The organism is Devosia sp. LC5 (assembly GCF_000735585.1).
Classification (GTDB): Bacteria; Pseudomonadota; Alphaproteobacteria; order Rhizobiales; family Devosiaceae; genus Devosia.
In genome coordinates, this window is the sequence record NZ_JNNO01000043.1 from 16,451 (window position 1) to 41,910 (window position 25,460).

20 protein-coding genes are annotated in these 25,460 nt (G+C 60.9%); 8 read left to right on the forward strand and 12 right to left on the reverse strand.

Annotated elements, in window-relative coordinates:
• The first annotated feature begins 4 nt into the window (after positions 1–4).
• From rfbC to FF80_RS16165, 3 genes are all read left to right on the forward strand, one after another.
• A complete protein-coding gene (gene rfbC / locus FF80_RS16155) occupies positions 5–553 on the forward strand; it encodes a dTDP-4-dehydrorhamnose 3,5-epimerase (protein WP_035102477.1) in 549 nt (182 codons plus the stop codon).
• A 3-nt stretch (positions 554–556) separates the two neighbouring features.
• Positions 557–1,678 (forward strand): NAD(P)/FAD-dependent oxidoreductase, encoded by a 1,122-nt coding sequence (locus FF80_RS16160; protein ID WP_035102478.1) that lies wholly within the window; start codon positions 557–559, stop codon positions 1,676–1,678.
• 87 nt (positions 1,679–1,765) lie between these two features.
• Complete coding sequence (locus FF80_RS16165) at positions 1,766–2,809, forward strand: SDR family oxidoreductase (protein ID WP_035102480.1); 1,044 nt, start codon at positions 1,766–1,768, stop codon at positions 2,807–2,809.
• Here FF80_RS16165 and FF80_RS16170 read toward each other — a convergent pair.
• The 5 genes from FF80_RS16170 to FF80_RS16190 are packed head-to-tail and all read right to left on the reverse strand — an operon-like array spanning position 2,806 to position 10,017.
• Complete coding sequence (locus FF80_RS16170; RefSeq protein ID WP_035102482.1) at positions 2,806–4,332, reverse strand: oligosaccharide flippase family protein; 1,527 nt, start codon at positions 4,330–4,332, stop codon at positions 2,806–2,808. The two genes, FF80_RS16165 and FF80_RS16170, sit on opposite strands and share 4 nt — an antisense overlap.
• A 30-nt stretch (positions 4,333–4,362) precedes the next feature.
• Entirely contained in the window at positions 4,363–5,415 is a 1,053-nt protein-coding gene (locus FF80_RS16175; RefSeq protein WP_052153666.1) for a glycosyltransferase, read from the reverse strand.
• Between the two features lie 12 nt (positions 5,416–5,427).
• Entirely contained in the window at positions 5,428–7,560 is a 2,133-nt protein-coding gene (locus tag FF80_RS16180; protein WP_035102484.1) for a LamG-like jellyroll fold domain-containing protein, read from the reverse strand.
• Between the two features lie 43 nt (positions 7,561–7,603).
• Complete coding sequence (locus tag FF80_RS16185) at positions 7,604–8,008, reverse strand: hypothetical protein (RefSeq protein WP_035102485.1); 405 nt, start codon at positions 8,006–8,008, stop codon at positions 7,604–7,606.
• Positions 8,009–8,067: 59 nt separating this feature from the next.
• Positions 8,068–10,017: an SEL1-like repeat protein gene (locus FF80_RS16190; protein ID WP_081917499.1), complete on the reverse strand. Its 1,950-nt coding sequence runs from the start codon at positions 10,015–10,017 to the stop codon at positions 8,068–8,070.
• 387 nt (positions 10,018–10,404) lie between these two features.
• Between FF80_RS16190 and FF80_RS16195 the strand changes: the two genes are divergently transcribed.
• A complete protein-coding gene (locus tag FF80_RS16195; protein WP_160172845.1) occupies positions 10,405–11,367 on the forward strand; it encodes a glycosyltransferase family A protein in 963 nt (320 codons plus the stop codon).
• Positions 11,368–11,378: 11 nt separating this feature from the next.
• Here the strand turns inward: FF80_RS16195 and FF80_RS16200 are convergent, their stop codons facing one another.
• From FF80_RS16200 to FF80_RS21960, 4 genes are all read right to left on the reverse strand, one after another.
• Positions 11,379–12,815, reverse strand: coding sequence for an O-antigen ligase family protein (locus FF80_RS16200; protein ID WP_035102488.1), 1,437 nt, complete (start codon positions 12,813–12,815; stop codon positions 11,379–11,381).
• Between the two features lie 23 nt (positions 12,816–12,838).
• Positions 12,839–14,989 (reverse strand): Wzz/FepE/Etk N-terminal domain-containing protein, encoded by a 2,151-nt coding sequence (locus FF80_RS21115; RefSeq protein WP_052153668.1) that lies wholly within the window; start codon positions 14,987–14,989, stop codon positions 12,839–12,841.
• A gap of 428 nt (positions 14,990–15,417) precedes the next feature.
• Positions 15,418–16,776 carry an O-antigen ligase family protein gene (locus FF80_RS16210; protein WP_035102490.1) on the reverse strand — a complete coding sequence of 453 codons (1,359 nt, stop codon included), beginning with the start codon at positions 16,774–16,776 and terminating at the stop codon, positions 15,418–15,420.
• On the reverse strand, positions 16,766–17,473 hold the full coding sequence (locus tag FF80_RS21960) for a hypothetical protein (RefSeq protein ID WP_035102491.1): 708 nt from the start codon (positions 17,471–17,473) through the stop codon (positions 16,766–16,768). The genes FF80_RS16210 and FF80_RS21960 overlap by 11 nt, the downstream gene beginning before the upstream one ends.
• A 107-nt stretch (positions 17,474–17,580) precedes the next feature.
• On the opposite strand from FF80_RS21960, the gene FF80_RS16220 reads away from it, so the two are divergent.
• Both FF80_RS16220 and FF80_RS16225 read left to right on the forward strand, forming a co-directional pair.
• Entirely contained in the window at positions 17,581–18,117 is a 537-nt protein-coding gene (locus FF80_RS16220; protein ID WP_081917502.1) for a transglutaminase-like cysteine peptidase, read from the forward strand.
• Between the two features lie 139 nt (positions 18,118–18,256).
• Complete coding sequence (locus tag FF80_RS16225; protein WP_035102492.1) at positions 18,257–18,736, forward strand: hypothetical protein; 480 nt, start codon at positions 18,257–18,259, stop codon at positions 18,734–18,736.
• A gap of 16 nt (positions 18,737–18,752) precedes the next feature.
• Here FF80_RS16225 and FF80_RS16230 read toward each other — a convergent pair whose 3' ends face one another.
• A complete protein-coding gene (locus FF80_RS16230) occupies positions 18,753–19,226 on the reverse strand; it encodes a hypothetical protein (RefSeq protein ID WP_160172847.1) in 474 nt (157 codons plus the stop codon).
• Positions 19,227–19,548: 322 nt separating this feature from the next.
• On the opposite strand from FF80_RS16230, the gene FF80_RS16235 reads away from it, so the two are divergent.
• Positions 19,549–20,796 carry a glycosyltransferase family 4 protein gene (locus FF80_RS16235; RefSeq protein WP_052153670.1) on the forward strand — a complete coding sequence of 416 codons (1,248 nt, stop codon included), beginning with the start codon at positions 19,549–19,551 and terminating at the stop codon, positions 20,794–20,796.
• On the opposite strand, the gene FF80_RS16240 is transcribed toward FF80_RS16235, so the two are convergent.
• Positions 20,786–21,898 (reverse strand): glycosyltransferase, encoded by a 1,113-nt coding sequence (locus FF80_RS16240; protein ID WP_052153671.1) that lies wholly within the window; start codon positions 21,896–21,898, stop codon positions 20,786–20,788. The two genes, FF80_RS16235 and FF80_RS16240, sit on opposite strands and share 11 nt — an antisense overlap.
• Before the next feature lie 577 nt (positions 21,899–22,475).
• Between FF80_RS16240 and FF80_RS16250 the strand changes: the two genes are divergently transcribed.
• Complete coding sequence (locus tag FF80_RS16250; protein WP_035102497.1) at positions 22,476–23,822, forward strand: UDP-glucose/GDP-mannose dehydrogenase family protein; 1,347 nt, start codon at positions 22,476–22,478, stop codon at positions 23,820–23,822.
• A gap of 33 nt (positions 23,823–23,855) precedes the next feature.
• Here FF80_RS16250 and FF80_RS16255 read toward each other — a convergent pair whose 3' ends face one another.
• Entirely contained in the window at positions 23,856–25,412 is a 1,557-nt protein-coding gene (locus FF80_RS16255) for an FAD-dependent oxidoreductase (protein ID WP_035102498.1), read from the reverse strand.
• Positions 25,413–25,460: the final 48 nt, after the last annotated feature.

Genomic DNA, 25,460 nt, shown 5'->3' on the forward strand with positions numbered 1-25,460 from the left:
GACAATGATCTTTCACGAGACGAGCCTGGTCGATGCCAAGTTGATTGAATTGCAAATGCGCGGGGATAGCCGCGGCTTCTTCGCGCGGACCATGTGCAAGGACGAGTTCAAGGGCCAGGGCATGGACCTTGATTACGTGCAGCAGAACATGTCGGTTTCCGCTCATAAGGGAACACTACGCGGCATGCATTATCAGCTGGCGCCCAATGCCGAGGCCAAGCTGATCCGCTGCGTGCGCGGGGCGATCGTCGATATCATCGTCGATTTGCGGACCGGCTCGGCCAGTTTTCTCAAGCATGAAGCGTTTGAGTTGAACGAGGACAATAGACACGAACTCTATGTGCCGCGTGGCTTTGCGCATGGCTTTCAGACGCTGACGGATAACGTGGAGGTTACCTATCTGGTGTCGGGCTATTACACACCCGCGGCCGAACGGGGGCTGCGGTACGATGATCCCAAGCTGGGGATTTCCTGGCCACTGGCGGTGACCACGCTTTCCGACAAGGATGCTGCCTGGCCGCTGATCGACGATCCGAACAGTATCGAGATCTGAACCATGCAGGCCGTCGGCGCCATCGTTGTCGGGGCAGGAGTGGTGGGGCTGGCCGTGGCCCGGGCGCTGGCCATTGCCGGGCTTGAGACGGTGATTGTGGAGGGAGAAAGCCATTTCGGCACCTGGACCAGCGCGCGTAATAGCGAGGTCATCCATGCCGGCATCTATTATCCCAAGGGCTCGCTCAAGGCGTCGCTCTGTGTCGAGGGACGGCACGAGCTTTATGCCTATTGCCGGGCGCGGGGCGTGCCGCATCGCCAATGCGGCAAGCTGATTTTTGCGCATACGGCCAATGAGACGGGCGAGCTGGACAAGATCGCGCGCAGCGCTGTCGATGCTGGGGTGGACGATCTGGTGCGGCTGAGCGGCGCCGAGGTTTCTACTATGGAGCCGGCGCTGAATAGCTATGAGGCGCTGCTGTCACCCTCGACCGGGATCGTGGATTCACACGCCTTCATGCAGTCGCTGCTGGCGGATGCCGAGGCGCATGGGGCCATTTACGCGGCAGATAGCGCGGTGACGCGGATTTCCCGGCAAAAGGAAGGCTGGGCCATCCATGTCGGCGGGGATGACGAGCCGGTGGTGGTGGCGCCGTTCCTGGTCAATTCGGCGGGGCTGACGGCGCATGCTGTGGCCGGAATGGTCGAGGGGCTGGACGCGGCATTTATTCCGCCGCTGCATTATGCGCGGGGCGTTTATTTCAGCTATTCGGGCGCCAGCCCGTTTTCGCGGCTGATCTATCCGGTACCGGAGCCGGGCGGGCTGGGCACGCATCTGACGCTCGATCTGGCCGGGCAGATCCGCTTCGGGCCCGATGTCGAGTGGATTTCGGCCATCGACTACAAGGTCGATCCGAACCGGCACGGCAAATTTTATGCGGCGGCGCGGCGCATCTGGCCGGAGATCGATCCAGAGCGGTTGCGGCCGGGCTTTGCCGGGATCAGGCCGAAACTATCGGGACCGGGCGAACCGGCGGCGGACTTCGTCATTTCGGGCGAGAGCGAACATGGCCTCAGCGGACTGATCAATCTCTTCGGCATCGAGTCACCGGGGCTGACCTCGGCGCTGGCGATCGCGCGGGTGGTGCGCGAAATGTTGCTGAGCGATGCGCGTGTTGCAGCCTGAAGCGAGAATAAATCTTCTGCGCTGTGCATAGGCGCGGTAGAACAGAAATAGCGGCGCCAAGACCAGAACCTGAACGGTGAGAAGACGATGAAGATCTTGATTGTCGGCAATATGGGTTATATCGGTCCGGTCGTCGCCCGGACGCTGCGCGCGAAATATCCAGACTATATTATTGACGGGTTCGACAATGCTTATTTCGCCCATAGCCTGACCTCGCGATCCGGGCTGCCAGAGCGGCATCTGGACAGCCAGTATTTCGGCGATGTGCGGGCCATGCGTCCTGAACAGCTGGAGGGCTATGATGCCGTGGTGGAACTGGCGGCGGTGTCCAATGATCCGATGGGGGACCGCTATGCGGCGGTGACTGCCGAGATCAACCAGGGGGCGACGACGGCGGTGGCCGGGATGGCTGATAGGGCGGGGGTGAGGAACTTCGTTTTTGCCTCGAGCTGCAGTGTCTATGGCGTTGCCGAGGGTGGGCCGCGCAAGGAGACCGATGCGCTCAATCCGGTGACAGCCTATGCCAAATCCAAGATCGGGACCGAGGAAGCGTTGAGCGCGCTCGATACGGATATGGTTGTCACCAGCCTGCGATTTTCGACGGCTTGCGGCATGTCGGAGCGGCTGCGGCTAGATCTGGTGCTGAACGATTTTGTTGCCTGTGCGCTGAGCCAGGGTAAGATCACGGTGCTGAGCGACGGCACGCCGTGGCGGCCGCTGATCGATGTGCAGGACATGGCGCGGGCCATGGATTGGGCGATCCATCGCAGCGCCGGCAATGGCGGGCGATACCTGGTGTGCAATACCGGCTCGAATGACCGCAATTATCAGGTGCGGGACCTGGCCAATGCGGTGGCCAAGGCCGTGCCGGGAACCGAGGTCAGCATCAATACCGACGCGCCGGCGGATAGCCGCTCGTATCAGGTCAATTTCGACAAATTTGCCGGGCTGGCGCCCGATCATCAGCCGCAGGTGACGCTGAGCCAATCGATCGAGCAATTGGTGAGCGGGTTGCGCGGGCTGGATTTTACCGATGCCGATTTCCGCAATTCGCAGTTGATCCGGCTCAAGGTGCTGGAACGGCATATTGCCAATAAGCAACTGACCGACGGACTGCGGTGGATCAGCTAGCGGCCGAGCCCGGCTTTGCGGCCGCGCAGGCCAGTGCGGCCCAGAAATTTGGTCCAGGCCGCCGGTGGGTGCAGCTTGGCCAGTTGGGGGAAAATTTCCGAGGCGCCGGACAGAGCTGCCACAGTTGAGCGGCGGAAGATCACGCCCATCATGAAGGCGTAGACGACAATGCCGGCAGCGACGAGTAGCGGGATCTGCACCAGAATGTGCTGGTTATGCAGCACCGTCGCCAGGGCCAGCAGGGCCCCAAGCATGACCCAGCTCGAGACTAGGGATGGCAGGGCGGCGCGAAGCGCCTGCGGGGGAGTAACGCCGATGCTCTTGGCCGCCAATATGGTGCTGAACACGATGCCCAGATAGGTGCGGGCTGCGAGTGCGGCCGCCGACCAGACCAGGCCAAAGAAGGGAACGCTCACCAGCAGGACGAGCAGGGTCGAACCTGCGGAAACGGCAAAGAGGAAAAATATCAGCTTGGTGTTGTGGGCGGCAGAAAGGGCGGCGTGCAGCAATGCGGAGGCCATGGCGGCAGGGGCAGCCGCGCAGAGAATGGCCATGACCACGGCGGATTCATCCCAGTTGGGGCCAAAGATCAGGGCGACGAATTGCCCCGACAATGCTGCCGCGCCCAGAAAAAGCGGGAAGATGAGGACGCTCAGCGCGCGAAGCGTACTCAGATAGGCCCGGCCCAGGGTTCCCTCGTGTTCCTTTCGCGCGAAGCTGCTCAGGGACACAGAGCCGACCGGGTGGACGGCCAACTGGAACAGCGCCTCGAACCCCCTGGCGCCGACGCGATACATCGCCACCGAGACGGGCCCCAGGAAAAGTCCGAGCATCAGATCGGGCAGGCGCGCGGTCAGCAGCCTCAGCAATGCTGCGCCGGCAAGCCCAAAGCCGTGGGCGGCGGCAGCCCCGGCGCCTTCGAAGGACACTTTCAGCCTCGGGAACCATCCGGCGGCGGCCAGGGTGAACAGCGTGGTCAGCAATGAACTGGAAACGCGTTGCGCCACCAGCGCCCAAATTCCCCAGCCGGTAAGGGCCATGCCGATACCCAGAACGCCCGACAGAACATTGGCGATGAGGCCGCGCCGCGCCAGGGCGCGGAAGTTGAACTCCCGGCGCAAGCGGGATTCCGGGACGACCCGGGCAGCGTCGATGAGGAAACAGCTCGCAAGGACCGCCAGGATCGGTGTCGTCCCGGCCGCGAAATTGGCGTCGGCGAGAGGCCCGACGATGAACACGACGACCAGGGCGGATAGCGCGCCGACGAGCATATTCAGCCAGAAGCACATATTGGCATAGTCGTCGCTCCACTCCTTCTGGCGCACGATCAGATCGGGTACGCCGGCGGAGACGAAGATCTTGCCCATGTCGACGAAAACCACGGCAAAGGCCAGCACGCCGATTGCCGTGGGATCCACCAAGCGCACGATCACGGCGAAGACGGCAAATCCGACCAGATTGTTGGCGGCATTGCCCAGCATGGACCAGGCGACGCTGGTCACGAAACGGCGGTGCGAAGTCATGCGGTCTCGATCATCGTAGGATCCACTGTTCTAGTCCGTATTGGCCAGCCCATTTTTCGAGACCATGGTTGCGGCCCGGGGCTCGCCAGCACTTCGGATTTCGGGCGCATCACGGTTTGAGCCGTTGAGTAGCCGCGATGAGAGGGAGGGCGAGATATAGGCCAGGTTGGAGGTCAGGAAATCTGAGAATTTTTCTTCCACCGGTTGGAACACGAGTCCCTGAAAGAGGCCGGTGGCGACGATCTTTGCCTGGCGCCAATGCCCCTGCAGGGCCAGGCGCAGCGCGCGGCCAATGGTGCCCGCCAGCAGGCGGTAGAAGAAGGATTTCGAGAGGTGAAGGCGCGTGGAATAGACGGTGTTGCGAACCAGATATTGATGCCAGCGCAACCGGCGTTCGTCGTTTTCCGTGGTGATATCGAGCTGTCCCGCCTGCGCGCGGACATGGGTGACCTTGCTGGCGCCTGACATCAATCCCGGCTGTTTTTTGGTGATGCGCAGGGTGAACTCGCTGTCCTCGCCCCAGATGAACATGGAGGCCAGCGGGTAGCCATGGGCGGCAAATGTGGGGGCAGGGATCAGGATCGACACGAAGGTCGAACGGGTTACCGGAGCAAGGCCATAGGCCAGATAGGCCGGCCAGGTTTGATAATGCAGGCTGTTACGCCGGCGATCGATATCGGGGACGTTGGTCAATTCGCCAGCAGGCTCGTAGGCGGTGGAGATCACGAAGGGCGGGTATTTGCCATCGGCCTCGACAATGTTCAGGCCGGCCTGGAGATGCTCGAGCGCATCCGGCTGGGCGATGACATCGTCGTCCATCACCCAGATGCGATCCGCTCCCGCGGCAATCGCCATTTGCATTGAGAGATTGAATCCGCCCGCCGCGCCAACATTCCGCTGCGCCTGAATAATCTCAACCGCGGGGAACTCTGCCTGCAGCATTTCGGCAGTGCCGTCATTGCTGGCATTGTCAAAAACAATAATGCCATCGCAGGCTTGGGTCTGGCCCGTGATGGCCGAAAGGCATTGGCGCAGCAGCGATTGCCGATTGTAGGTCAAAACAACAGCATATACGCCGCCCATGCCAACCCCACCTCACGAGGTTGGGGGCGGCAGGTCGCTGCGGCCCTTGTAGATTTCGAGGGCGTAGAGCGTGCCAATTCCAGTAGCGTCTCCGTTAGCGCGACCTGAGACCCGCAAGGGGACAGGGCTGGCGTGAAGCGCCTCTACCGGCTCCGATGAGCGGCCAGCCAGCACGCCATCAATGATCAGCTCGATATGGCCATCGTCTGCCTTGCTGGCGATCACATCATAGATGCGCTCGTAGGCGAGTTGCGCTCCCCTAATAAAATTGCCGTCGCGAGCGCGGCCATCCGTAGACCAGGCAAAGTTGAGTCTTTTTTCGCGATCCACACGGAACACGAATGCGCGCTTGTTGGATGAAAGCTGCCAATTGCTCATGATGTCGATTTCGTCGGCCTGGTTGCTGGCATCGAGACTGAACCGAAGGTGGATGACGAAGGAGCCATCAAGGTGGAAATTGGCGGAACTGGGAATTTCCACATAGACGTCGTTGCCGGAAAACCTCAGGCCGCCGTCGCGAAAACTGGCTTTTCCGCTCAGCACGGGCTGGTTCAACCCCACGGCATCGGTAACGGCATTCGCCGTTGCCGCGGGGGCAAAAGCCAGCGCCAGCACGGCTCCGGCACCCAGTGGATTTTCCCTGACCTGGACCGCTAGCTCTTTCTCAAGCGCAACGCCGCGGCTGTCGCGCGCCTGTAGCAGGACCAGCCCGCCCGTGCTGCCATCCGGTACGTCCAGGGTGAGGGTCGCGCCATCGAGGTCGAGCCCGAGATCCCCTTCCTGTTCGGCAAGCCGCCAGGACACATCGCCGTCGGCCTTGAGGGGGATTGTCAGGTGCGCTCCCGCAATCGCGATGATCGGGCTTTCCGTCAGCACCAGATCCGCACCATTGCCGGCCGCCGAGCCGACGAGAATTTTGGAGCTGTCGGCACTGGCCGAGAACAGTTTCATCGACCTTGGCAGGCGGGAGGTGTCAGTATCGACCAGATGGACGGCGACATTGCCGCCTTCGGCATAGATGGCGACATCGGCGCTGCCACCTGACAGCACGCCATTGCGCCAGACCACGCTGGCGGCGCTGCGATTGTCGCCTTCGGCGCCGCTCAGCCACATGTGGTGGGACGAGCCAACGCCGCCGCGATCGCGGGGGGCGATGCTGGAGCAGCCCTGCAGTTCGATGGGATTGCGGCCGCTGCCGCCCCAGATACGGAAATTGCGCTTGTTGTCCTGCGAGACGCAATTGACGAGGCGCGTGCCTTCGGACTTGAGATCGTAACCGCCATCGGAATTGCCGTGGGAGCGATGGTTCTGGATGAGGATGTTGGAATTGCCGCGCTCGCTGGCAACGCCATCGCCGTTCCAGTATTTGTCCTCGTCGCTGCGCTGGTCGAGGCAATTGGCGGTGAAGCCGCCGATGATGCGCAAGCCATTGGCACTATCGTGGCACTCGATGCCGACGGCGAAATTATCGCCATATTGCTGGCCGCTATCGAGTTCGCAGTTTTCGATAGACCAGTTCGAGCAGCGGCCGTGGAAGCGGATGGCCTTTTTGGAGAAGCCGCGACCGCTGAAATTGCGGATCGTGACATTGCTGATTGCCGAGCCGTCATCGGTGTAGATGCCGTCACGGATATTGGTGAAGGCGACATTCTCGATGACGATATTGCGGGCACGACGGCCGCTCATGTCCAGCACGCATCCGACATTGCGGATGTCGAGATTGGCCAGGCGCAGGTTGGAGCCGTTCTGTCCGAGGGTGAACAGGGTATTGCCGCCAAATTGGGCGGCATTGACCTTGCCCGAGGTCCAGGCGCGGCGCGTACCGACGATGCGGGCGGTGCGCGGCCCGAGATTTCTGCTGGAGCCGAAGATCGTGATCTCGGCGCCATTGGCACCGGAGATCTCGATGGGTTCGGCGACTTCATATTGCCCTTCGGCGAGCAAGGCGATGAGGCCACCAGGGCCGACCATCTTGATGAGCTGGGGCAGGGCGGTGATGCTTGCCGCATCCTCCCACGAGGTGCCGTCGCCTTCTCCGCCCGGGGCGACGTAGGCGACATTGCTGGCTGCGAGTGCATGGCCGCCGGCGTGACTGGCGAGAATGCCAGTGGCGGCAGCAAGAAAATGCCGGCGCGTCAGGTTCATTGGGATTGCTCCGGATATGTGGTCCTAGCCGCGCCGGCCAGTTTCACTGCAAGACAATGTAGGCGCTGCCCGCGCTCATGCCGTTGCCGGGCCGGGGGCGATTGTTCTTGACGTCCTCGCGATTGAAGCTGGCGGCGCTCCCGCCTCGGATGACGATGCCCTGAATGGCGCGGCAGGTGAGGGCGGCTTGCGCCTCGCCGGCCTCGGTTTCGTCCGCTCGGGGGCAAATCACCCTGACCGTGCAATTGCCGCGCTGCGCCATAAGGCCAGCAGCGGCGAACTGCTTGGCGACGCTGGGCAGGAACTCGGTACTGCCCAGAGTGATGCTGCTGAAGGCATAGGTGCCGGGATTGGCGCAGGCCGAGGCCTGGGCCATGACAGCGGGAGCGGTAAAGAGGCCGAGGCCAAAGGCGACAGCGGCGGCATAGAGCGGCGAAATGCGTGTCATTGTTCGAAATCCTTCTGGTTGCAGGCAAGCACTGGCATGGGACGGAGACCGCCCCGACATCAGGTCGCGGGTTGCAGGACGTAATTACCCAGGGTCAGCAACGCGCCGCGCGTCAGGGGGCCGGGGGCACAGGCACGTTCGGCACTCAGCGCGGAACAGACGGCGTTGAATGCCCGGATCGTGGTGGCATCGAGCGTGCCGGAGAGTGGGCCGCTATATTGGCCGCGGCTCGAAAGGCCCTTTTGCAGGACATAGACATAGGCCCGCGCATTCTTGCGGCGCAGGATATCGAGCACCTGGATGGCGCTGGCTTTGGACAGGGTGGAAATCTGCTCGCCGACACTGGCGAGGGTGTCGGCATCCTCGCTTCTGAGGGCTTCGAGATGGATGCGCTCAACAGTGGTGGCCTCGGGGCCGATGCTGGCGGCGACCGAATTGAGGAAATCGCTGGCAGCGGCAGGGTCGGGCGGCAGCAGCAGGCCGTAACCATCGCGGTAAAGGCCGATGAGGAAGCGGGCGGAGTCGATATCGCCGGCCTTGGCGGCATTGTTGAGCATGCTGATGACGCCGCCTACACCTTGAGCGGGAAAGGCGCCATCGAGCTGCAGACGCGCCAATGTGGCGGCGGCGCCGGGCACGCCGCCGTCCATTGCCCCGGTCAGCAACAGCCGCGCATCCTCGCGATGGGTGCGGGCCAGCGGGCCGGTGGCGATGGCAGCGGCGATGTCGAGCGCCGCGCCGGTATTGCCGACGGCCAGTGCCAGATCGAGATAGGTTTTGACCTCGCCATAATTGGCAGGGAAGGGCTCGTTGCTGGCGTAAAGTACAGCCAGGTCCTTGGCTGCCTGACCATCGCCCAGGCGCGCCGCATCTTCGAGCAAGGCAATGGCGCGTCGTGGGTCGGTAGTGCCGAATTGTCCGGTGAGGAAAGCCCGGCCCAAAGCGCGCTTGGCTGAGGTATTTCCCAGTTCGGCGGCCTGGGTATAGAGGTCGATGGCCTGGCCGATATCGACAGGCGTGCCGGGCAGGCCATTGATGTAAAGCTCGGCGAGCCGGATCATGCCGGTGGTGTTGCCCAAGGCCTCGGCGCTTTTGAAATATTCGATCGCGCGGGCGCCGTCGGTGGCGACGAACTCTCCCCGCGCGAAGATATCGCCCAGGGCTATATAGGAATTGGTGTCGCCTTTTTTGGCCAGGTCAGTCAGCATGGTGATGGCCAGGGGAACGCTTTGCGTCACGGCCTCGCCGCGCAGATGCATGTCCGCAATGCGGCGGCCGGCACCGAGATCGCCCTGCCTGGCGGCGTGTTGAAAGAACTCCATGGCGACGTCGGGATTGGGCTGCAGATTGGCCGCGCCGCCGCGCAGCACGTCGCCCAGGGCGACGATTGAATTATTGCTATTGGAGACGAGGCCAACGCCGAAATAATGCAGGGCCTTATTGGTATCGATGGGCACGCCCTTGCCGTAAAGATAGACATTGGCCAGTGCGTTAGCCGCTTCAATGCTGCCTTCGTCGGCAGCGGCGGTCAGCAGTTCGAGGCCGCGCTTGCGGCCTTCGGCGGTGAAGTCGCTGTCGAAATAAAGTGTACCCAGGGCAACTGCCGCCTGGAGCGAGCCGTCCTCGAAGGCGGCCTCAAGATAGCCTTTGGCGCGGACCAGGTCGGGGGCAGCGCCAAAGCCGCCGCGACGATAGACATCGCCGAGCAGCAGGTTTGCCTCGACGGCGCCGAGCTCGGCGGCCTTTTCGGCCAGGGGAATTCCGGTGACCTGGATGGCAGGATCGGTAGAGGCAAAGGCCACCCGCGCCAGCGCCATGCTGGCCATGGCCCCGGAGTCCCCAGCGCTGGTCTCAAGATCCTGCACGGCCGATTGCAGCAAGGCATCGAAGGAGGTCACCGCCGGAATTTCGGGCGCGGCCTGCGGAGCTGCCTCCTGCGCGACGCTCCATTGTGTGCCAACGGACATGCAAAGCGCTGTAACGAAAGCGATTTTTGCTGCAGAACTCATGCAAGTATTCCTATTTCAGAGGCATAAATCTACGCAACTTTAACGCTGTTTGTTTCTTGAGGATTTATGTAGACGATTGATTAGTCAACACACAAGTTGGTTTCGATAATGAAATTGTCTTTTGATCATCTACACCAGAATTGTCACATTAGTTTCTGCGTCTGTTTTGTATGTTGAGCAAATTCAGATGAGAATTTAACCGTTTAATTCTGGAATTTGGATGCTGGATTTTTCCGCCGGGCAGCCATCCCGATTTCGTCAATGCTCTGCCGGTGGAGCAGGGGCTGCTGGGCGGGATGTCCTGACCGCGTATTGCCGCGCCGGCGCTTCCTCTGGCGAGGATTTCAAGCAATACTGGGCTCAGTTCAGTTACGCGTGGGGCAGGTGGTGACTACTTTTTCGGTTGTCGTGCCGCTTTACAATAAAGGTCCGCATATCGAGCGTGCGCTATCTTCCGCATTGAGGCAGAGTCTTGCGCCATTGGAGATCATCGTGGTCGATGATGGCTCGAGCGATGGTGGCTACGAATGGGTCAAGGCACAGTCCAACACCTTGATCCGGCATGAGCAGCGTGGGGCGCCCGGTCCGGGCGGCTATGCCGCGCGCAATCGGGCCATTGAGATGGCGCGTGGCGAATGGATTGCGTTTCTTGACGCGGATGACGAGTGGCGCGCCGATCACCTGGCGTCGCTGGCTACGGCATTGGGGACGACGACAGAACCGGGCCGGGTGGTGACGCTATTTTCCGGCTATGAAGACATCTATCCGGGCGACCGGCACGAGACTGATCCCTTTACCCGCCATTTTGCGGGTCGTGCGGTGGAGATGGATTTTGGCACGCTGCTGCAACATTGGGTGAGGTTGAACGCGTCCCCGATATGGACCTCGGCCACGGCTTGCCGGCGGACAGCGTTGCTGGAGGCCGGGTTGTTTCCTGAAGGACGCTGCCGGCGCGGGGGGGACAAGGACACCTGGCTGCGCGTCGCCCATCTGGGGCATGCCGTCTATACGGGCACCGTTACGGCCAATTACTATCGCGATGCGGTCAACATGACGACCAAGAAGGGCTATGCCAATACAGTGCCCTGCATCGTGCACAGTGTGGACCAGATCATGGCCGGCGAACCGCCGGAGGTTGCTGGATTGCTGCGGCAATTGAAGAACCGGGAAATTTTCAACTACGCGATGGTCAGCGCCAGAACCGAGGGGCTAAAGCCCCATAGCTGGGCGGATTTCGACGCGGATAGCGATCCGCTGCGGTTCTTCATGTTGCGGGCCTTGTCCAATCCGGTTGGCTCGGCGGTGGCGCGTGGGGTGCACAAGTCGCGGGCGTTGCTGCGCGGACGTTAGGATGGGCGTCCCTAACGCACCGGCGTGCGTTTGCGCGTATTGGTGGGCGCAGCGGGCCCCGGACCGCCGCCCAAATCACGGGGGCGGCGCAGCGAGCGGGCGCGGGCGAGGCGGGTGGGCTGCAGATTGTTGCGCGGCATGATGTGCTTGGATTTCACGCGCTCGGCCAGATAGTAATAAAGCGTGTAGCCGCAGATGACGGCGTAGAATAGCACACCTTCGATAGAGAAGGTCGGCATGGTGCCCAGACACAGCACACCGTAGCAAAGATGTGCGCCCACCAGGTGCCAGCGCTTGTCCGAACGGGCGGCAAGGGCCAGCCACAGGAAATGGCCCAGCATGTAGAGGTAAAGCGCGGTGCCGACGAAACCGATCTCGTAAATGTACGAGATATAGACGTTGTGGGCATAGAGCGAGAAAACCCGTTGCCAGGAATCCGGGCCGAAGCCGATGATCAGATGGGACACGTCCGAGCGCAGCGTGGTGTAGATATAGTCGCTCCAGATCAGGATGCGGCCTGACAGGAGGCCGCGGTCCTCGACGCCAAACTCCGAAGGGGGTTTGATGAGGCCGCCGCCGGAGGTGAGCAAAGTGCCCAGATCGGCCATGCGCTGGGACAGCAGAACGGCCATCAGCGCGCCGAAGATGACCGCAAGCATGAAGGCGCCGGCCCGCACGTAATTGGCGAGACCGGCCCGGGCGGTATTGGCGCTGCCAAAGATGACGTGCATGAGCAGGATCGGGGCTGCCGCAATCACCGAAGTGCGGTAGTTGGCAAAGAACAGTGCGGTGAAGATGAGTGCCATATAGACGGTGCGCCGCTTCCAGGTGAGTCCGCCCGACAGGGCGATGACGACAAGGGCAGTCAGCAGCATGATGGAGAACACGCCCTCATGGACGTAACCGCCCATGTAGCTGATCGAGCCGTCACTTTCGGAGGCCTTGCCCAGGCGGAACACGATCGACATCAACTGGTAGCAGAGGGGAACGACGAAGGCGGCCAGCATGAGGCGGCTGACGCTGCCGTCATTGGGTTCTGCATCGATGGCGGTGGCGACCAGGATCATCAGGCCCAGGAACAGGAATTGCCGGATCAGTGCGTTGATGGTGCCGGCGAATTCCATGTTCAGCAGGCCACTGACCAGCAGGGCGGCGACCATCCCATAGACCGGCAGGACCGCGCGATAGCGGATGAGGTCGTGGCGGGAATAATACAGGCAGACTGCCGTGATGCCCAGGGTGATGAAGGAGTTCAGGCTCTGTCCGGCAAAGAGCGAGCGGGTCGAATAGTCGTGGTAGAAGGTCACCAGATAGCGGGCCGAAAGCACCATGAACAGCAGCCCGGCGGGGCCGCGCAGGCGTGGCAGCAAGGCCCAGACCAGGACCAGCCAGATGCCCGTTCCTGCCAGCAGGAGGGATAGGGGCAGCCCGGGGGAGTCATCAGACATGGCTTTCCCCCTTCGCTCGCGCGCTAGGCCTGGACGTAATAGCTGCCGAAGCGCCGGCGGGTTTCCGCCTGGGATTGGGGTTCGGCATTGAGCAGGGCGACGACTTCGGCATTGTCCTGCTTGGCTTCCACCAATTCGCGCAGCGTGGCGCGCACCTCCTTCTGGGAGGTGATGCCGAAGCGCACGACGTTGACGATGACGTCGACATGCTGGGCCAGGTAGAGCGCATCCACCAGCGCGCCAACCGGGGGGGTATCGACGATGACGACGTCGAACAGGCGAGAGGCAGAGTTGAGCAGCTTGGCGAAACGTTCGCCGGACACTACCTGGCCGGCCGCCGCGCCGCGGATATTGCTGCCGATGATGAATTTGGCCTTGCTCAACCCATCGGTGAGCATGAGCGGGGCGATGTCGTCTCCCGGGGTGCCGGCTGACGCGAGATAATCAGCGAGCGCGTCGGAGGGTTCAAGGCCAAGCTCCTTGTGTACGGCGGGCCGGCGCAGGTCGGCATCGATCAGGATCGTCGATTGACCCGAAATGGCATAGGAGCGCGCCAGTGATACGGCCGCCGTCGTCTTGCCTTCGCCCGCATTGGCGGAGGTGACCATGATGATCGACGCGGCATCGGACAGATCATCACCGCGTACGCGGCGCAGCGCCTGATCGGTGCTGATCATGAGGCGGCGCACCGCTTCGGCGAAGCGGGAATAGGGCTGGGCCGCTATCAGCTCGGTCAGGCTCTTGACCGGTTTTCCGTCCTGGCTCCGGCCAAGGCGTTTTTGATTGGGCAGGCTGGTGACCAGGGTGGGGCCGACAATACCCTCAAGCTGATCGGTGCTGACGATGCCGCCAATGAATTGCTCCCGCAGGAAAGCGGCCGCGAGGCCCAGCATCAGGCCGAGAATGCCGGCAACCATGGCGAGGAAGCGCGTATTGGGAAAGGCAGCGCCGGATGGGGGAGTCGCTTCGGAAACGATGCGGCTATCGGCCAGCTGAAGATAGGCCTGTGCCTCGATATCACGCAGACGTACAAGCATCTGCTGATATTGGGTGCGGGCAATTTCAGCGTTTTGCTGCAACTCATACATGGTCGCCAGGACTTCGGGCGGCAGGTTGCTGGTGAGGATATTGGAGCGAAGCTGCAATTGCAGGTCGGTTTCGACCGCCCGGTTGGCAGCGATTTCCTGGCGTAGCTGTTCAAGCTGGGCGTTGGCCTGGGTGCGGAAATTGTCCAGCACGCCAACCAATTCGACGCGCAGGGCATCGGCCTGTTCCGAGCCGTCGACGACGCCAGCCAATTCCTCCTGGATTTGCCGCTCGCGTTGCTGCAGATCGCGCAATGTCTGGGTGTTGAGCGTATCAGCAACCTGGGCCCAATTGCTCTGGGACAGGCCAGTTTCGGCCAGCGCCAGGGTGGTGGACGCAGCCTCGCGATCGCTGACGATCTTTTCCAGCTCGATGCGCATCTGGTCGATATCGGTGCGTCCGGATTGTTCGGCGATGGTGCGGGCGCTGGAAATGATGAAATCATTGAACGACCGTTCGGCGGCAACCAGGCCCGTCCGCGTTTCGGTAACGCGCTGCTCCATGACGTTGCGACCCGACAGTACGCCGTTAATCTTGGACTGCAGCTGGGACTGGATATACTTCTCCGCCATCATATTGGCGATATTGGCCGCTTTGGCCGGGGCATTGGCGTAGGCGGAGATAGTAATCAGATAAGTCGTCCCCTGGCGCTCAACAGTGATGGCGTCCTGCAATTTGCCGATAGCGACCTGGCGCAACTCCTCCGCTGTGTATGTCTCGGGCGGAGCAATACGCAGCAGGGTGGCAACACGCTCGCGAAGACCAGGCTGTGGCTGGAATGATGGATCGTCCGTCAACCGAAGCGCATCAAGGACCAGTTCCACGGTTTTTTCGGATTTGGCAATGGAGACCTCGCTCTCAACCCGCGCATTGTCGGAGGCCGAACTCGAGCTGGAATTGGTCGGATTCAGCAGGTTTTTCTCGCTTGGGTCGACAAGAACCAATGTGGTGGCGCGGTACATCGGCGTGAGCGAGATGATCAGGAGCGCTGAGACTCCCAGTACCAGTATCAGGATTGCAAGGATTAGACCCAATTGCCGCCGAATGGTGCCCAATATATTGCGAAGGCCGAATTCTTGCTCGTGCATGTACCACCGGAAATATTCAATGTACTGAACGCGTTAAAGAACCATGCAACTTGTAAAACAGAGCATGGATAATTCACTATACACTTGTAGAAAGACAATTGGCTATGTCGGATTTTCCGCTTTTGGATAGTATCCAAATTGCCGACAAATCGACGGACTGGGAAGCAAGAGTCGTAGATTCTTCGTCAACTGGATTTTGCTTCACCTGCAATTTCCCCTATGTAGTCATTTGAAGTACTTAAGTAAAATTATTCAGTCCACTAGATAGAGTGTTGAGTCTTGTGGAGTCGTTCGATTTTCATCAATTGTTTCTTTAAAGTTCTTGTTTGTTCCCTGCAGTTTTTGTGCGGTCGCGTTCGATGCATAATTTGGAAATATAGTGAATCTTATTAAGGTCATGGTTTGTTCCGTATTTGTTCGGAATGGCCTCAGGTATTGGTGGACCTTGGCAAGCATTGGGCGCTCGCCGCTGCCAGAATGGCCACCAGCCAGAAAGCCACGGCTTGAATCTCCATGCTGAAATCGACCAAAGCATGCGTTGCTATGGCGACAAGGCAGCCAAGGCCACTCGCTGCGGGCAGCCAGAGGCGCCGGTTGCGGCGAAAGGCGGCAAAAAGTTTCCATCCGATGACCGCCAGAAGCAGCGGGATGAGGCTTCCGGCAATCACACCCAATTCGGACCATAGTGTCAGATAAGAATTGTGTGCCTTGTCCCAGAGCCGGTCGGTTCCTACGGGCGGCGCGTGAACCGTGGGGAATACGATTTCAAAGCTGCCGCCGCCGAAGCCGGTCCAGGGGCGCTGGGCGATCAGCTCCAGCACCTGGTGATAGAGCGCGGCGCGGATGGACCAGGACTCCTCCACATCCAGCATCCGGTTCAGCAATTGCTCGCCATAGAGCCAGCCGATGGCGAAGCAGCTCGCCAGGACCACGCCGGCCGCGGCGAAGAATGTGCGTTTGCGCCGGGAGGTGGCGAGCAGGGCGACAAAGATGGTGGTGAGTGTGCCCAGGGCCGCCGCCAGCGCGCCCATGCGGGATTGGCTGGCGACCAGCGCCGCCATGACGATCATCATGGCCGATCCGGCAAGCGCCAGGCGCAGCCAATAATAATCGTAGCGGTAATCCTCGTCGCGCCTTTCCATCAGGGGCCGGATCAGCAGGGCGGCGCCCAGGCAACAATTGAGCGCCATGAAGGTAGCGAAGGAGTTTCTATTGACGAAAGTGCCCGTGGCTGAGCCCAGATAGGCCCATTTCTCGTAGCCGAGCAGTGTGTCGCCCATGCGCAGCATGATGAGGGCGCCGGCGGCATGCAGTGTGCCGATGGTCAGCATGGCAGTGAGGAAGAGGTTGAACCGTTCGCGGTTTCTCGTCGCCTGGAGCACGAGGAAGAACAGCATGCCATAGGTCAGCAGCCGCAGCAGCATCCATAGCGTGGCGCCCGGTGCCATCGAGATGGGGTCGAGCCCGGGTACCGGAAAGCGGATGAGCTGCGCGATGAGATAGAGGGCGAGCAGCATGTAAAGGACGGGAAGGGGGGCAAGTTGACCCAGACTGACGCGAGGGGCGGTGCCCCGCTGACCCAGCCAGCCGAAATATGCGGCGCCCGTCGCACCGACCAGAACGGTATTCATGGCCCAGAATATTGCGCGGTTGCTGCCCATGGGGACGGGTGCCCAGGCGAGAAAGAGCAGCAAGCCCCAGCACAGTACATAACCGGACAGCGAGCCGCGTTGTGCGGGGCGATCCTGCTCGTCGGCGTTGTCGTCGAACCAGATATCAGCGGCCATTGCTACGCGACCGCTGCACGGCCAGCCGTGCCGTGATGTTCTGGAAACGGGTCCGGTCATCGACCGGAAGGCTGGGCAGCACCCCATCGATGCGCGCCCGCAGGTTGGCCAGGGCATGATAGCGCGGCGCCAGGAATTGCCGGCCGCTATCCACCAGCAGGAGCAAAAGCAGATCGCGGTCATTGCTTGGCAGGAGATCGGGATCGAGCCGGTCAAGGTTGGATTGGGCCAGATCGATGCGGCGTTCGGCCAGCCATTGCTCGTTGCGCCCGGTATTGTAGGCTTGGCGCAGGCGCCAGTTCATGCCGGGCCAATCCTGCATGGCGGCGGCGGCAAGCGCGCCCGTGTGCCAGGCTGCCGAGAATGTGGGCGCTGAATTGGTAATCCGATCAGCGCCATCGCGGCATCTCTGCGCGGTCTGCTGCCGTGCCTGCGTGGGCTGCGCCCGGCCGGAGAGCGAGGTGAGGGCGACCTGGCAATTGAATAGATAACCCAGCTGCGACTGAATGGAGGGTGCTGGGCGGATGGTGTCGGCTTGCAGGGCAGCGATAATGGTGCGTTCGCCCCAACCGTCGGCGAAGAACGGGGGCGCTTCCTGGGTGACGCCCCAGAACCCGACGATGGTCAAGACGACGCCGACCGCTGCTAATGTCCAGGGATTGGTGGCGGTATGCTGATCCAGATGTCGAGCGGGCATGGCCGGACTCCCAATCCTTACTCACCGTGCCGCCGCCGGCAAATCTTATCAATTTATTAATTGGTTGATGGCGAGAGTTATTCGTAATTTTTCTCGAGTCAATACAAATGCGGCACGTAGAACTTCTAAGGAATAGTACATTCCAGATATGTATTGCGACGTTTGTTCTTGCTTTTTCTTCTCCGGCGCAGGCGGCGGGAGTGCGGCCACCACTGGGGCTGCAGTTGTTTTGCCTGCAACATAGTGCACAATGCCAGGCAAATGGGCAGAGTACGGTGGCTGCCTCGCAGGGGCTGGTCCAACTGGTGCAGACTGTCAACCGGCGGGTAAACGGGGCCATCGCGCCGCGTTCGGACGGCAGCCTCGATCGCTGGAGTGCTACGGGCCGATCTGGCGATTGCGAGGACTATGTACTGGCCAAGCGGGCTGCTCTTATCGCGCAAGGCGTGCCGAGCGGGGCGCTGCGCATTGGCTATACCAGGACCCGGCAAGGGGAAGGGCATGTGGTGCTGATCGTGCAGACCGGCGCGGGCGAATATGTGCTGGATAATCTCAGTACCAATGTAAAACTGCTGGCGGATACCGGTTATCGCATCGAAAGCAGCTCGCGCGGTGGACTTCTTGACTGGTGGGAATTCGACTAGATTCAGCGAAATAATGCTTGCTTCTGGCGTTTTAACACTGCAGTCGATGAATTCGTAATACTTAACAAAGTATTATTTGTTTGACTAACTAGAGGAGTAGGAATTTAATATTCTTGCGGCTAGTAGTAGGACAAATGCGATGAGAGTATTGGCGTTGGCTGCAGGCGTCGCGCTGTTGAGCGCGAGCGGAATGCAGGGGAGTATAGCGCAACAATTTTCCACCCAGGACGCGGTCGTCAGCATCTGCAGGGATGTGGTGCGCATAGAGCGGGACGAGCAAATCAGCCGCAACGGCGCTTGCATTGCCGCAACGGCGCAGTATCTGTCGGTCTTGCAGCGTGCTCCGGGTATCGACTTTGACCAATCGGTTGCTGATCTGGTCGTCGATTTGACCAATCTGCTGTTCACCCCTTTCTGCAGGGTCGAGAGCGAAGTGGCAGTGGCTATCCGCTTGGCCGGCCAAGCAGCGCGTACCGATGCACAGCAGGCACAGATTCAGTTGATCTATCAGACCGTCAATGCGTGTGACTTCGTGGTTACGGCGGCGATTGTCACGCCCAATAATGACAGCCTCTTCTCCGGAGGAGATTCGAACGGTCCGCGGGCCAGCGAGAACTGAGGGTGGCCGGCGCCCGCTACTTCAGCAGTGAGGGGCGGGACGACGCCTTCAGCGCGGTGCGGATTTCGGTCATGGAGCTCTGGCGACGTGCCTTGGCAATATTGGCGGCGCGCTCGAAATTGTAGACGCCCTTGTATGATCCGAAGGATTTGTACTGGGGGATGTTGGTGTAATGACCACCCACCAGCCGCTCGAGAAACTCACCCGCCAGTTCGCTGCACAACAAATCGTTCTCGTAATCGGGCGAGCGCAGCAGGCTGCGCTCCCATTCCTGCATCTCATCGATAGTGCGGCCGAGCTGGGTGGCGATCTCGTGTTGGGCGGCAAAGCGTCGATAGCCCTGGCCCATCAATAGTCTGACCTGCCGGACTGCTTCAAGGCGCCAGCCGACCGCGTTGCGATGGACGGGATGTGCCGAACGCGGCTGGTCAGACAGAAAATCGTGCGGTGAGTGCTGGTTTTCCCCGCGTCGCGTTATTGGCTTCGCCAACATGTGCCTCCGGATGAACTGGATTTATTGATCATCTTCATCATCATAGATTTCAAATAACCAGTTTGTCCATTTGTTCGTTGGGCATTATTGTATTTTGAATATTGCAGTACAAATTCCAGCCTAGAATCCAGCATTGATGGTTTTGGCGGTAGATATACAATTTACGACGGTCTGGTATGCCATTTGGTTTGCTAGTTATTGTCTGTATTTGAATTGCCATCTGAGGTTGACTTGAGTATTGATTTGAAGTTCGGCCTGCGTTGCGGCGCCAGCAGGCCGAGTTCGAGGCTCTTACACTGCTTGATTGAGGGAGAGGGTAATGGCGCCTTTTTTGACCCCACATCGGTGGGTGCAGGCGCGGCATGGTGGGGACGCCACGCAGCGCGGCGCGGCGGTGGGAAGCGGGAAGCGTTTTGAGCTGGGTGCGGTGGATGTGATGTTCATCGGGCTTCGTTCGGTCAATGGCGCGCAAGGGGGGGTCGAGCGGCATGTGGGCGCGCTCGTAGAGGAATTTGAAGCGCTGGGGCTGCGCACCTGCACGGTCGTGCGGCATCGCTATGCGCCTGAGGGCTCGGTCCAGCTCGGCAGGAACAGTTTCACCCGGGCCCTATGGGCGCCGCGGAATGTGTCGCTGGAAGCGCCGGCCCATAGCGTGCTGGCGACATTGTGGGCGGGGTTGGTGCGCCCCAAAGTGCTGCATGTGCATGCCATCGGCCCGAGCATCGTGGTGCCGCTGGCCCGGGCAATGGGCCTGCGGGTGGTCTGCACGCATCACGGCAGCGACTATGACCGAGAAAAATGGGGCGGCATGGCCAAGGCGGTACTCCGGTTTGGCGAGTGGTGCCAGGGACATATGGCGAATGGCCGCATCTGCGTGTCTCGTGGACTGGCGCAGTCGCTGAGCGACCGGTTTGGCCGCCATTTCAGCTACATACCCAACGCCGTCAACCTGCCGCAAGCGACGCGCAGCCGGGAGACGCTGGACAAGTTCGGGCTGAAAGCGGGCGGGTATATCGTCCATGTGGGGCGGCTGGTGCCGGAAAAGCGGCAGGATGATCTGATCCGCGCTTTTGCCCGGCTGCAACGGCCCGACCTGAAGCTGGTGCTGGTGGGCGGCGTGGATCATGCCAGTGCCTATTCCAAAGAACTCGCGGCACTGGCCGCCGCGACGCCGGGTGTCATTATGACCGGTTTTCAGAAGGGCGAGGCGCTGGTGCAATTGTTGGGAAATGCGGCCGTGTTCGCGCTCCCATCCAGCCACGAGGGCATGCCGATCGCCGCGCTCGAGGCCATGAGCCTGGGCCGTCCGGTGGTGCTCAGCGATATCGCCGCCAATATGGACCTTGGTCTTCCCGCGGTCTGCTATCACATGGTGGGGTCGGTGGAGGACCTTGCGGACAAGATTGCCCGGTCGCTAGACCGCTACGGCCACCAGGAGGTTCCGGCGCATGACTGGTCCGAAGTCATGTCGAGCTATAGCTGGCCGATAGTGGCGCAACAGACGCTGGACGTTTACTGCGATGCAGCGCCGGCGTTGCAGGCAAGAATGGCCGCCCTCAGCCCCTGATCGCCTGCCAATATTGCTTGATAGTAGCATCGAGCGCGTAGCGGCGGGCGCCTTCCAGCGCGAGGGCGCGACGGTCTCGTTGCTGGCCGGGTTGCAGGGCGAGCCCCATCGCCTCGGCCAGGCTTGCCGCATCATTGGTCGGAACCAGCAGGCCATATTTGCACTCGGTGGCGGCCTCGACCGGGAAATAGGGGCGGTCGTCCAGGATTTCCGAGGGGCCGGAATGGCAATTGGTGGAGATGACCGGCGTGCCCAGGCACATGGCCTCGACCAATCCATTGGGAAACCCCTCGCCATTTGAAGGCAGCACGTAGCAATCGGCTGATTTGATGATGCTGAACGGGTTTTCGCGGAAGCCGGCAAAGACCACCTGCTCGGCCAGGCCAAGTTCGCCTGCTTGTTTCTGCAGGTCCGCAAGCAGGGGGCCTTCTCCCATGATGAGTAGCGTGCCTTTGGCGCCAAACAGCCCGAAGGCCTCGATCAGCATGGCGAAATTCTTGTTGGGCACGAGGCGCCCCATGCCGACGATCAGCGGCCTGGCATAGGGCAGATCGGCCGGGATATCGCCGCTCCTGCGGATCATTTCACCGTCGATCGGGTTTGGAATAGCCGAAATATTGGCTGTGGGAACGGCGTAATTCTCCGAAAGGTCCTTGGCGATGCCGGAGGACACCGCGATCACCCGATTGGCGTGGCGATAGCCGATATAGGTCAGGAAGCGGGCCATATAGCCGGCCGCATTGTGCGGGTGGTGGCTGGTGGTATTGACCCGTTCGCTGATGACGCAGCGGATGCCCTTGAGACGGCAAATCAGGATGGACAGCAGATTGGAGCGAGTGAGGAAGCTCACGCAGATGTCCGGGGCCAGTTCATGGATCTTGCGCCAGAGCGGCACCAATCCGCCGACCAGCGAGCCCCTGGTATCGAGCTGGTGGACGATGATGGAGGGGGGCACCGGATAGGCGGCGGGCTCCACATCAAGCAGGATCAGATGCAACTCGGCGCCATCGGCTTCTGCGGCCGAATTGCCGAGCAGGCGCGTCATGATGCGCTCCGCTCCGCCACCGGTCAGCGAGTTGATGACAAAGACGACCTTCTTCATCGCGCTCTCAAACAATAATACGTCATGCGTCCGGTGGTCTTTTATGGACTGAAATATGAACGGCGCGGCAGTCGGCGTTTACAACGCCTATGTTGGTGTTTCTGTTGCTGAAAATAGTATTGCACTATCTCTGCATGGTAAATAGCCGTCAAAAAAGTGTATTACTGGCCTTTTTGTGGTCACTAATGGACATTTTTGTAATCTCAGCTTGCTGAGAAAGAGAGTGGTCCGATGCATGACCTAGATGTGCATACTGAGGGTCTGGTCCGGAGCGCGCGAAGAATACCGCGACACAAAGCTGAGACGCGAAGAGGCGTGAAACCCTATAGCCGCCGCGGCCTTATGATCCTTGCCCTGGCGCTGGCGGCGTGGGGCGTGGTCTTGGCGTTCTACTACATCATTGGGCTGTATTTGTAGTTTTTATATGCTCTGTCACAGTTGTTAGCATTGGAACTTGGCGCAACCGTCTCGATCTTAAGTATTGCAAAAAAGTTCACTATACAGCTGGGGGTTTTGGGCTAATGTCAACTTCGTCTGGCGGCGAGGCATAACAGTTCGCGGCGAAGGAGATTGAACCATGCGGGTAACAATGATCGGGTCCGGCTATGTGGGCCTCGTCAGCGGGGCTTGTTTTGCGGATTTCGGACATGACGTGGTCTGCGTCGATCTCAACACAGCCAAGATTGCGGCGCTGCAGCGCGGCGAAATCCCGATTTTCGAACCTGGCCTTGATGCGCTCGTCGCCAATAATGCGAGCGCTGGAAGACTCAAGTTCACCAGTGACTTGCCCTCGGCGGTGGCCCAGGCGGATATCGTCTTTGTCGCGGTGGGCACGCCCTCACGACGCGGCGATGGCCACGCCGACCTGAGCTATGTTTATGCTGCGGCGCGGGAAATCGCGCAGGCGGTGCGGGGCTTTACCGTTGTGGTCACCAAATCCACAGTGCCCGTGGGTACGGGCGACGAGGTGGAGCGCATCATCCGCGAGATCAATCCGGATGCCGATGTCGTGGTGGTTTCCAATCCCGAATTCCTGCGGGAAGGCGCGGCGATCGAGGATTTCAAGCGTCCCGACCGCATTGTGGTGGGGCTGGAGGATGAGCGCGCCCGGCCGGTGATGGAGGAGGTCTATCGGCCGCTCTATCTCAATCAGGGGCCGCTGATTTTTACCGGCCGCCGCACGGCCGAGCTGACCAAATATGCCGGCAACGCGTTCCTCGCCATGAAGATCACCTTTATCAACGAGATCGCCGATCTGTGCGAGCAGACTGGCGCCAATGTTCAGGATGTGGCCCGGGGGATCGGCGCGGATAACCGCATCGGCAGCAAGTTTCTCCATCCCGGACCGGGTTATGGCGGCTCGTGCTTCCCCAAGGATACGCTGGCGCTGGCCAAGACTGGGCAGGATTACGGCACGCCATTGCGGCTCGTCGAAACCACAATCGCCATCAATGACCAGCGCAAGCGGGCCATGGGGCGCAAGGTGGTTGCAGCCCTGCAAGGCAAGGCCCGCGGTAAGACGGTGGGTGTATTGGGGCTGACCTTCAAGCCCAATACCGATGATATGCGCGATGCGCCCTCCATTGCCGTCATCCAGACGCTGGTGGATGCGGGCGCCCGCGTGCGCGCCTATGATCCCCAAGGCATGGAAGCGGCAAAAGCGGTGCTCGAGAATGTCGAATATTGCGAGGATGCCTATGACGCGGCCAAGGGCGCGGATTGCCTTGTGCTGGTGACCGAGTGGAACGCGTTCCGCTCGCTCGATCTGGCCCGGATCAAGGATTTGATGATCAGCCCCGTTCTGGTCGACTTGCGCAATGTCTATCGGCCGGGCGAAGTCGAGGCGGCTGGATTTACCTATTCTAGCGTCGGCCGACCCAATGACGGCGAAACTATCGAAGCCATTTCCAGCGCTGCTGAGTAACTGGTGTGACCGACAGGGATGGGCGGCGTGCCGTCACATCTGGTCGGCCATCCGATACGCCAGGCAGAGCAGGGTCAGCATTGGATTGGCGCTGCCGGAACTGGGGAAGACCGATGGTGACAGGATCCGGACATTGGGAAAGGCGTGGCAGAGCAATTGCTCGTTGACGACGCTGTCGCCACGGCTCGAGCCCATGCGCGTGCTGCCCGAAGGATGGAAGACGTCGTGGAAATCGCTTTCCCGCAGGGGCGCATCAGGGGGCACGGACCACTCGATCTGGCATGCGCTCTGTAGATCATGGCCCTCCCACATCCGCCGGTAGATGGCGAGTGCCTGATCGGCGGTCCTGACGTCGCTGTCGAGAATCCGCCAATCGAGCTTGACCCGTGGAACACCGAAGGGGTCGGTGCTTTCGGAGAGGCCGATCCGGCTGGTGGCGGCCGGGAGTTGTTCTGTGCGGATTTCGGCGTGAATCTCCACAGAAGGTGGCAAGAGCCAATCGAAATGGGCGAGACGCCAGGCGGCAGCATGAGCGAGCTTGCGGCCGGAGGCCAGGGTGGCGCCGAGACTGGCATCGGACTTGTTGAGCCGGCGGCGCAGGTGGTCGCGCACCACGTTGACGTCCTCGTCCTTCATATCGAGACGCAGGCAGAGATAGGCCGAGCCGATGCCGCCGGTCCGCTGGGCGGCCGGCAGGAGCTCGAAATGGGTGGCATGACGTTGCCCGCCGGTGCGCGCATGACCGATCAGATAGGCAATCATATTGGGGGTGAAGCGAAAGACCCTGCCGACATTGACCGCCAGGTGATCGACGAAATGTTCGCCGACCGGTCCGGTGGACCTGGCATCGGCATTCGCCCTGCGGGCGAGCAGCAGCAATAGCCTTGTGCTTTCCAGCGTGCCCGCGGCAAAGACGCACTGATCGGCCTCGATGGAGACGCTGCGGCCATGAAAGCCGGTAGCGCGGATCAGGGCTATGCGATTGCCCTCGGGCGTCAGGTCAAAATCCACTGCCGTTGCATTGGAGAGCACGGTGATATTGTGGTTGCGGGCAATTTCGGGAGCCAGTTGCAGATAGACATTGCGGTTGCGGAACGGAACGATCTTGGGCAGCCGGCATTCGACCCCATCGATCCGCCCGATGGAGACCAGACTTTCGGGACGGCCCTGGGGCAATTGTGCAAAATCGCGATCCGGCATGTCGAAGAGGATTTCGACATCGCGGGTGTAGCGATAGATGTCGTCATAGGCGATCGGCCAGGCTGGAACGCCGACATAGTCGCGCGTTGTGAGATCATGCCGCGTCAAGGCAATGAGCCGGCCACCCCATAGATCGGAGGTGCCGCCCAGGCCGCGATGGCGCCCCTTCAGGGCCCCGTCATAGCCGGCGGCTGGGGCTTCAATGGAATTAAGGGCCGCCGCCTGCGTGGTTGGAGCGGCGTGGCCACTTTCAAGAACGACGACCCGTTTGCCGCGCTGAGCCAGCCTCGTGGCTGCGGCTATGCCCGCCGGACCAGCACCGATGACGCAGACGTCCCATCGTGAGCCAAAGTCCGCAGGGTTTGCTGTACTAAGATCGACATGCGGCACACTTTCGCTCCAAATGCGGCAATGATGTCAATTCTGTCTTGAGGAAGG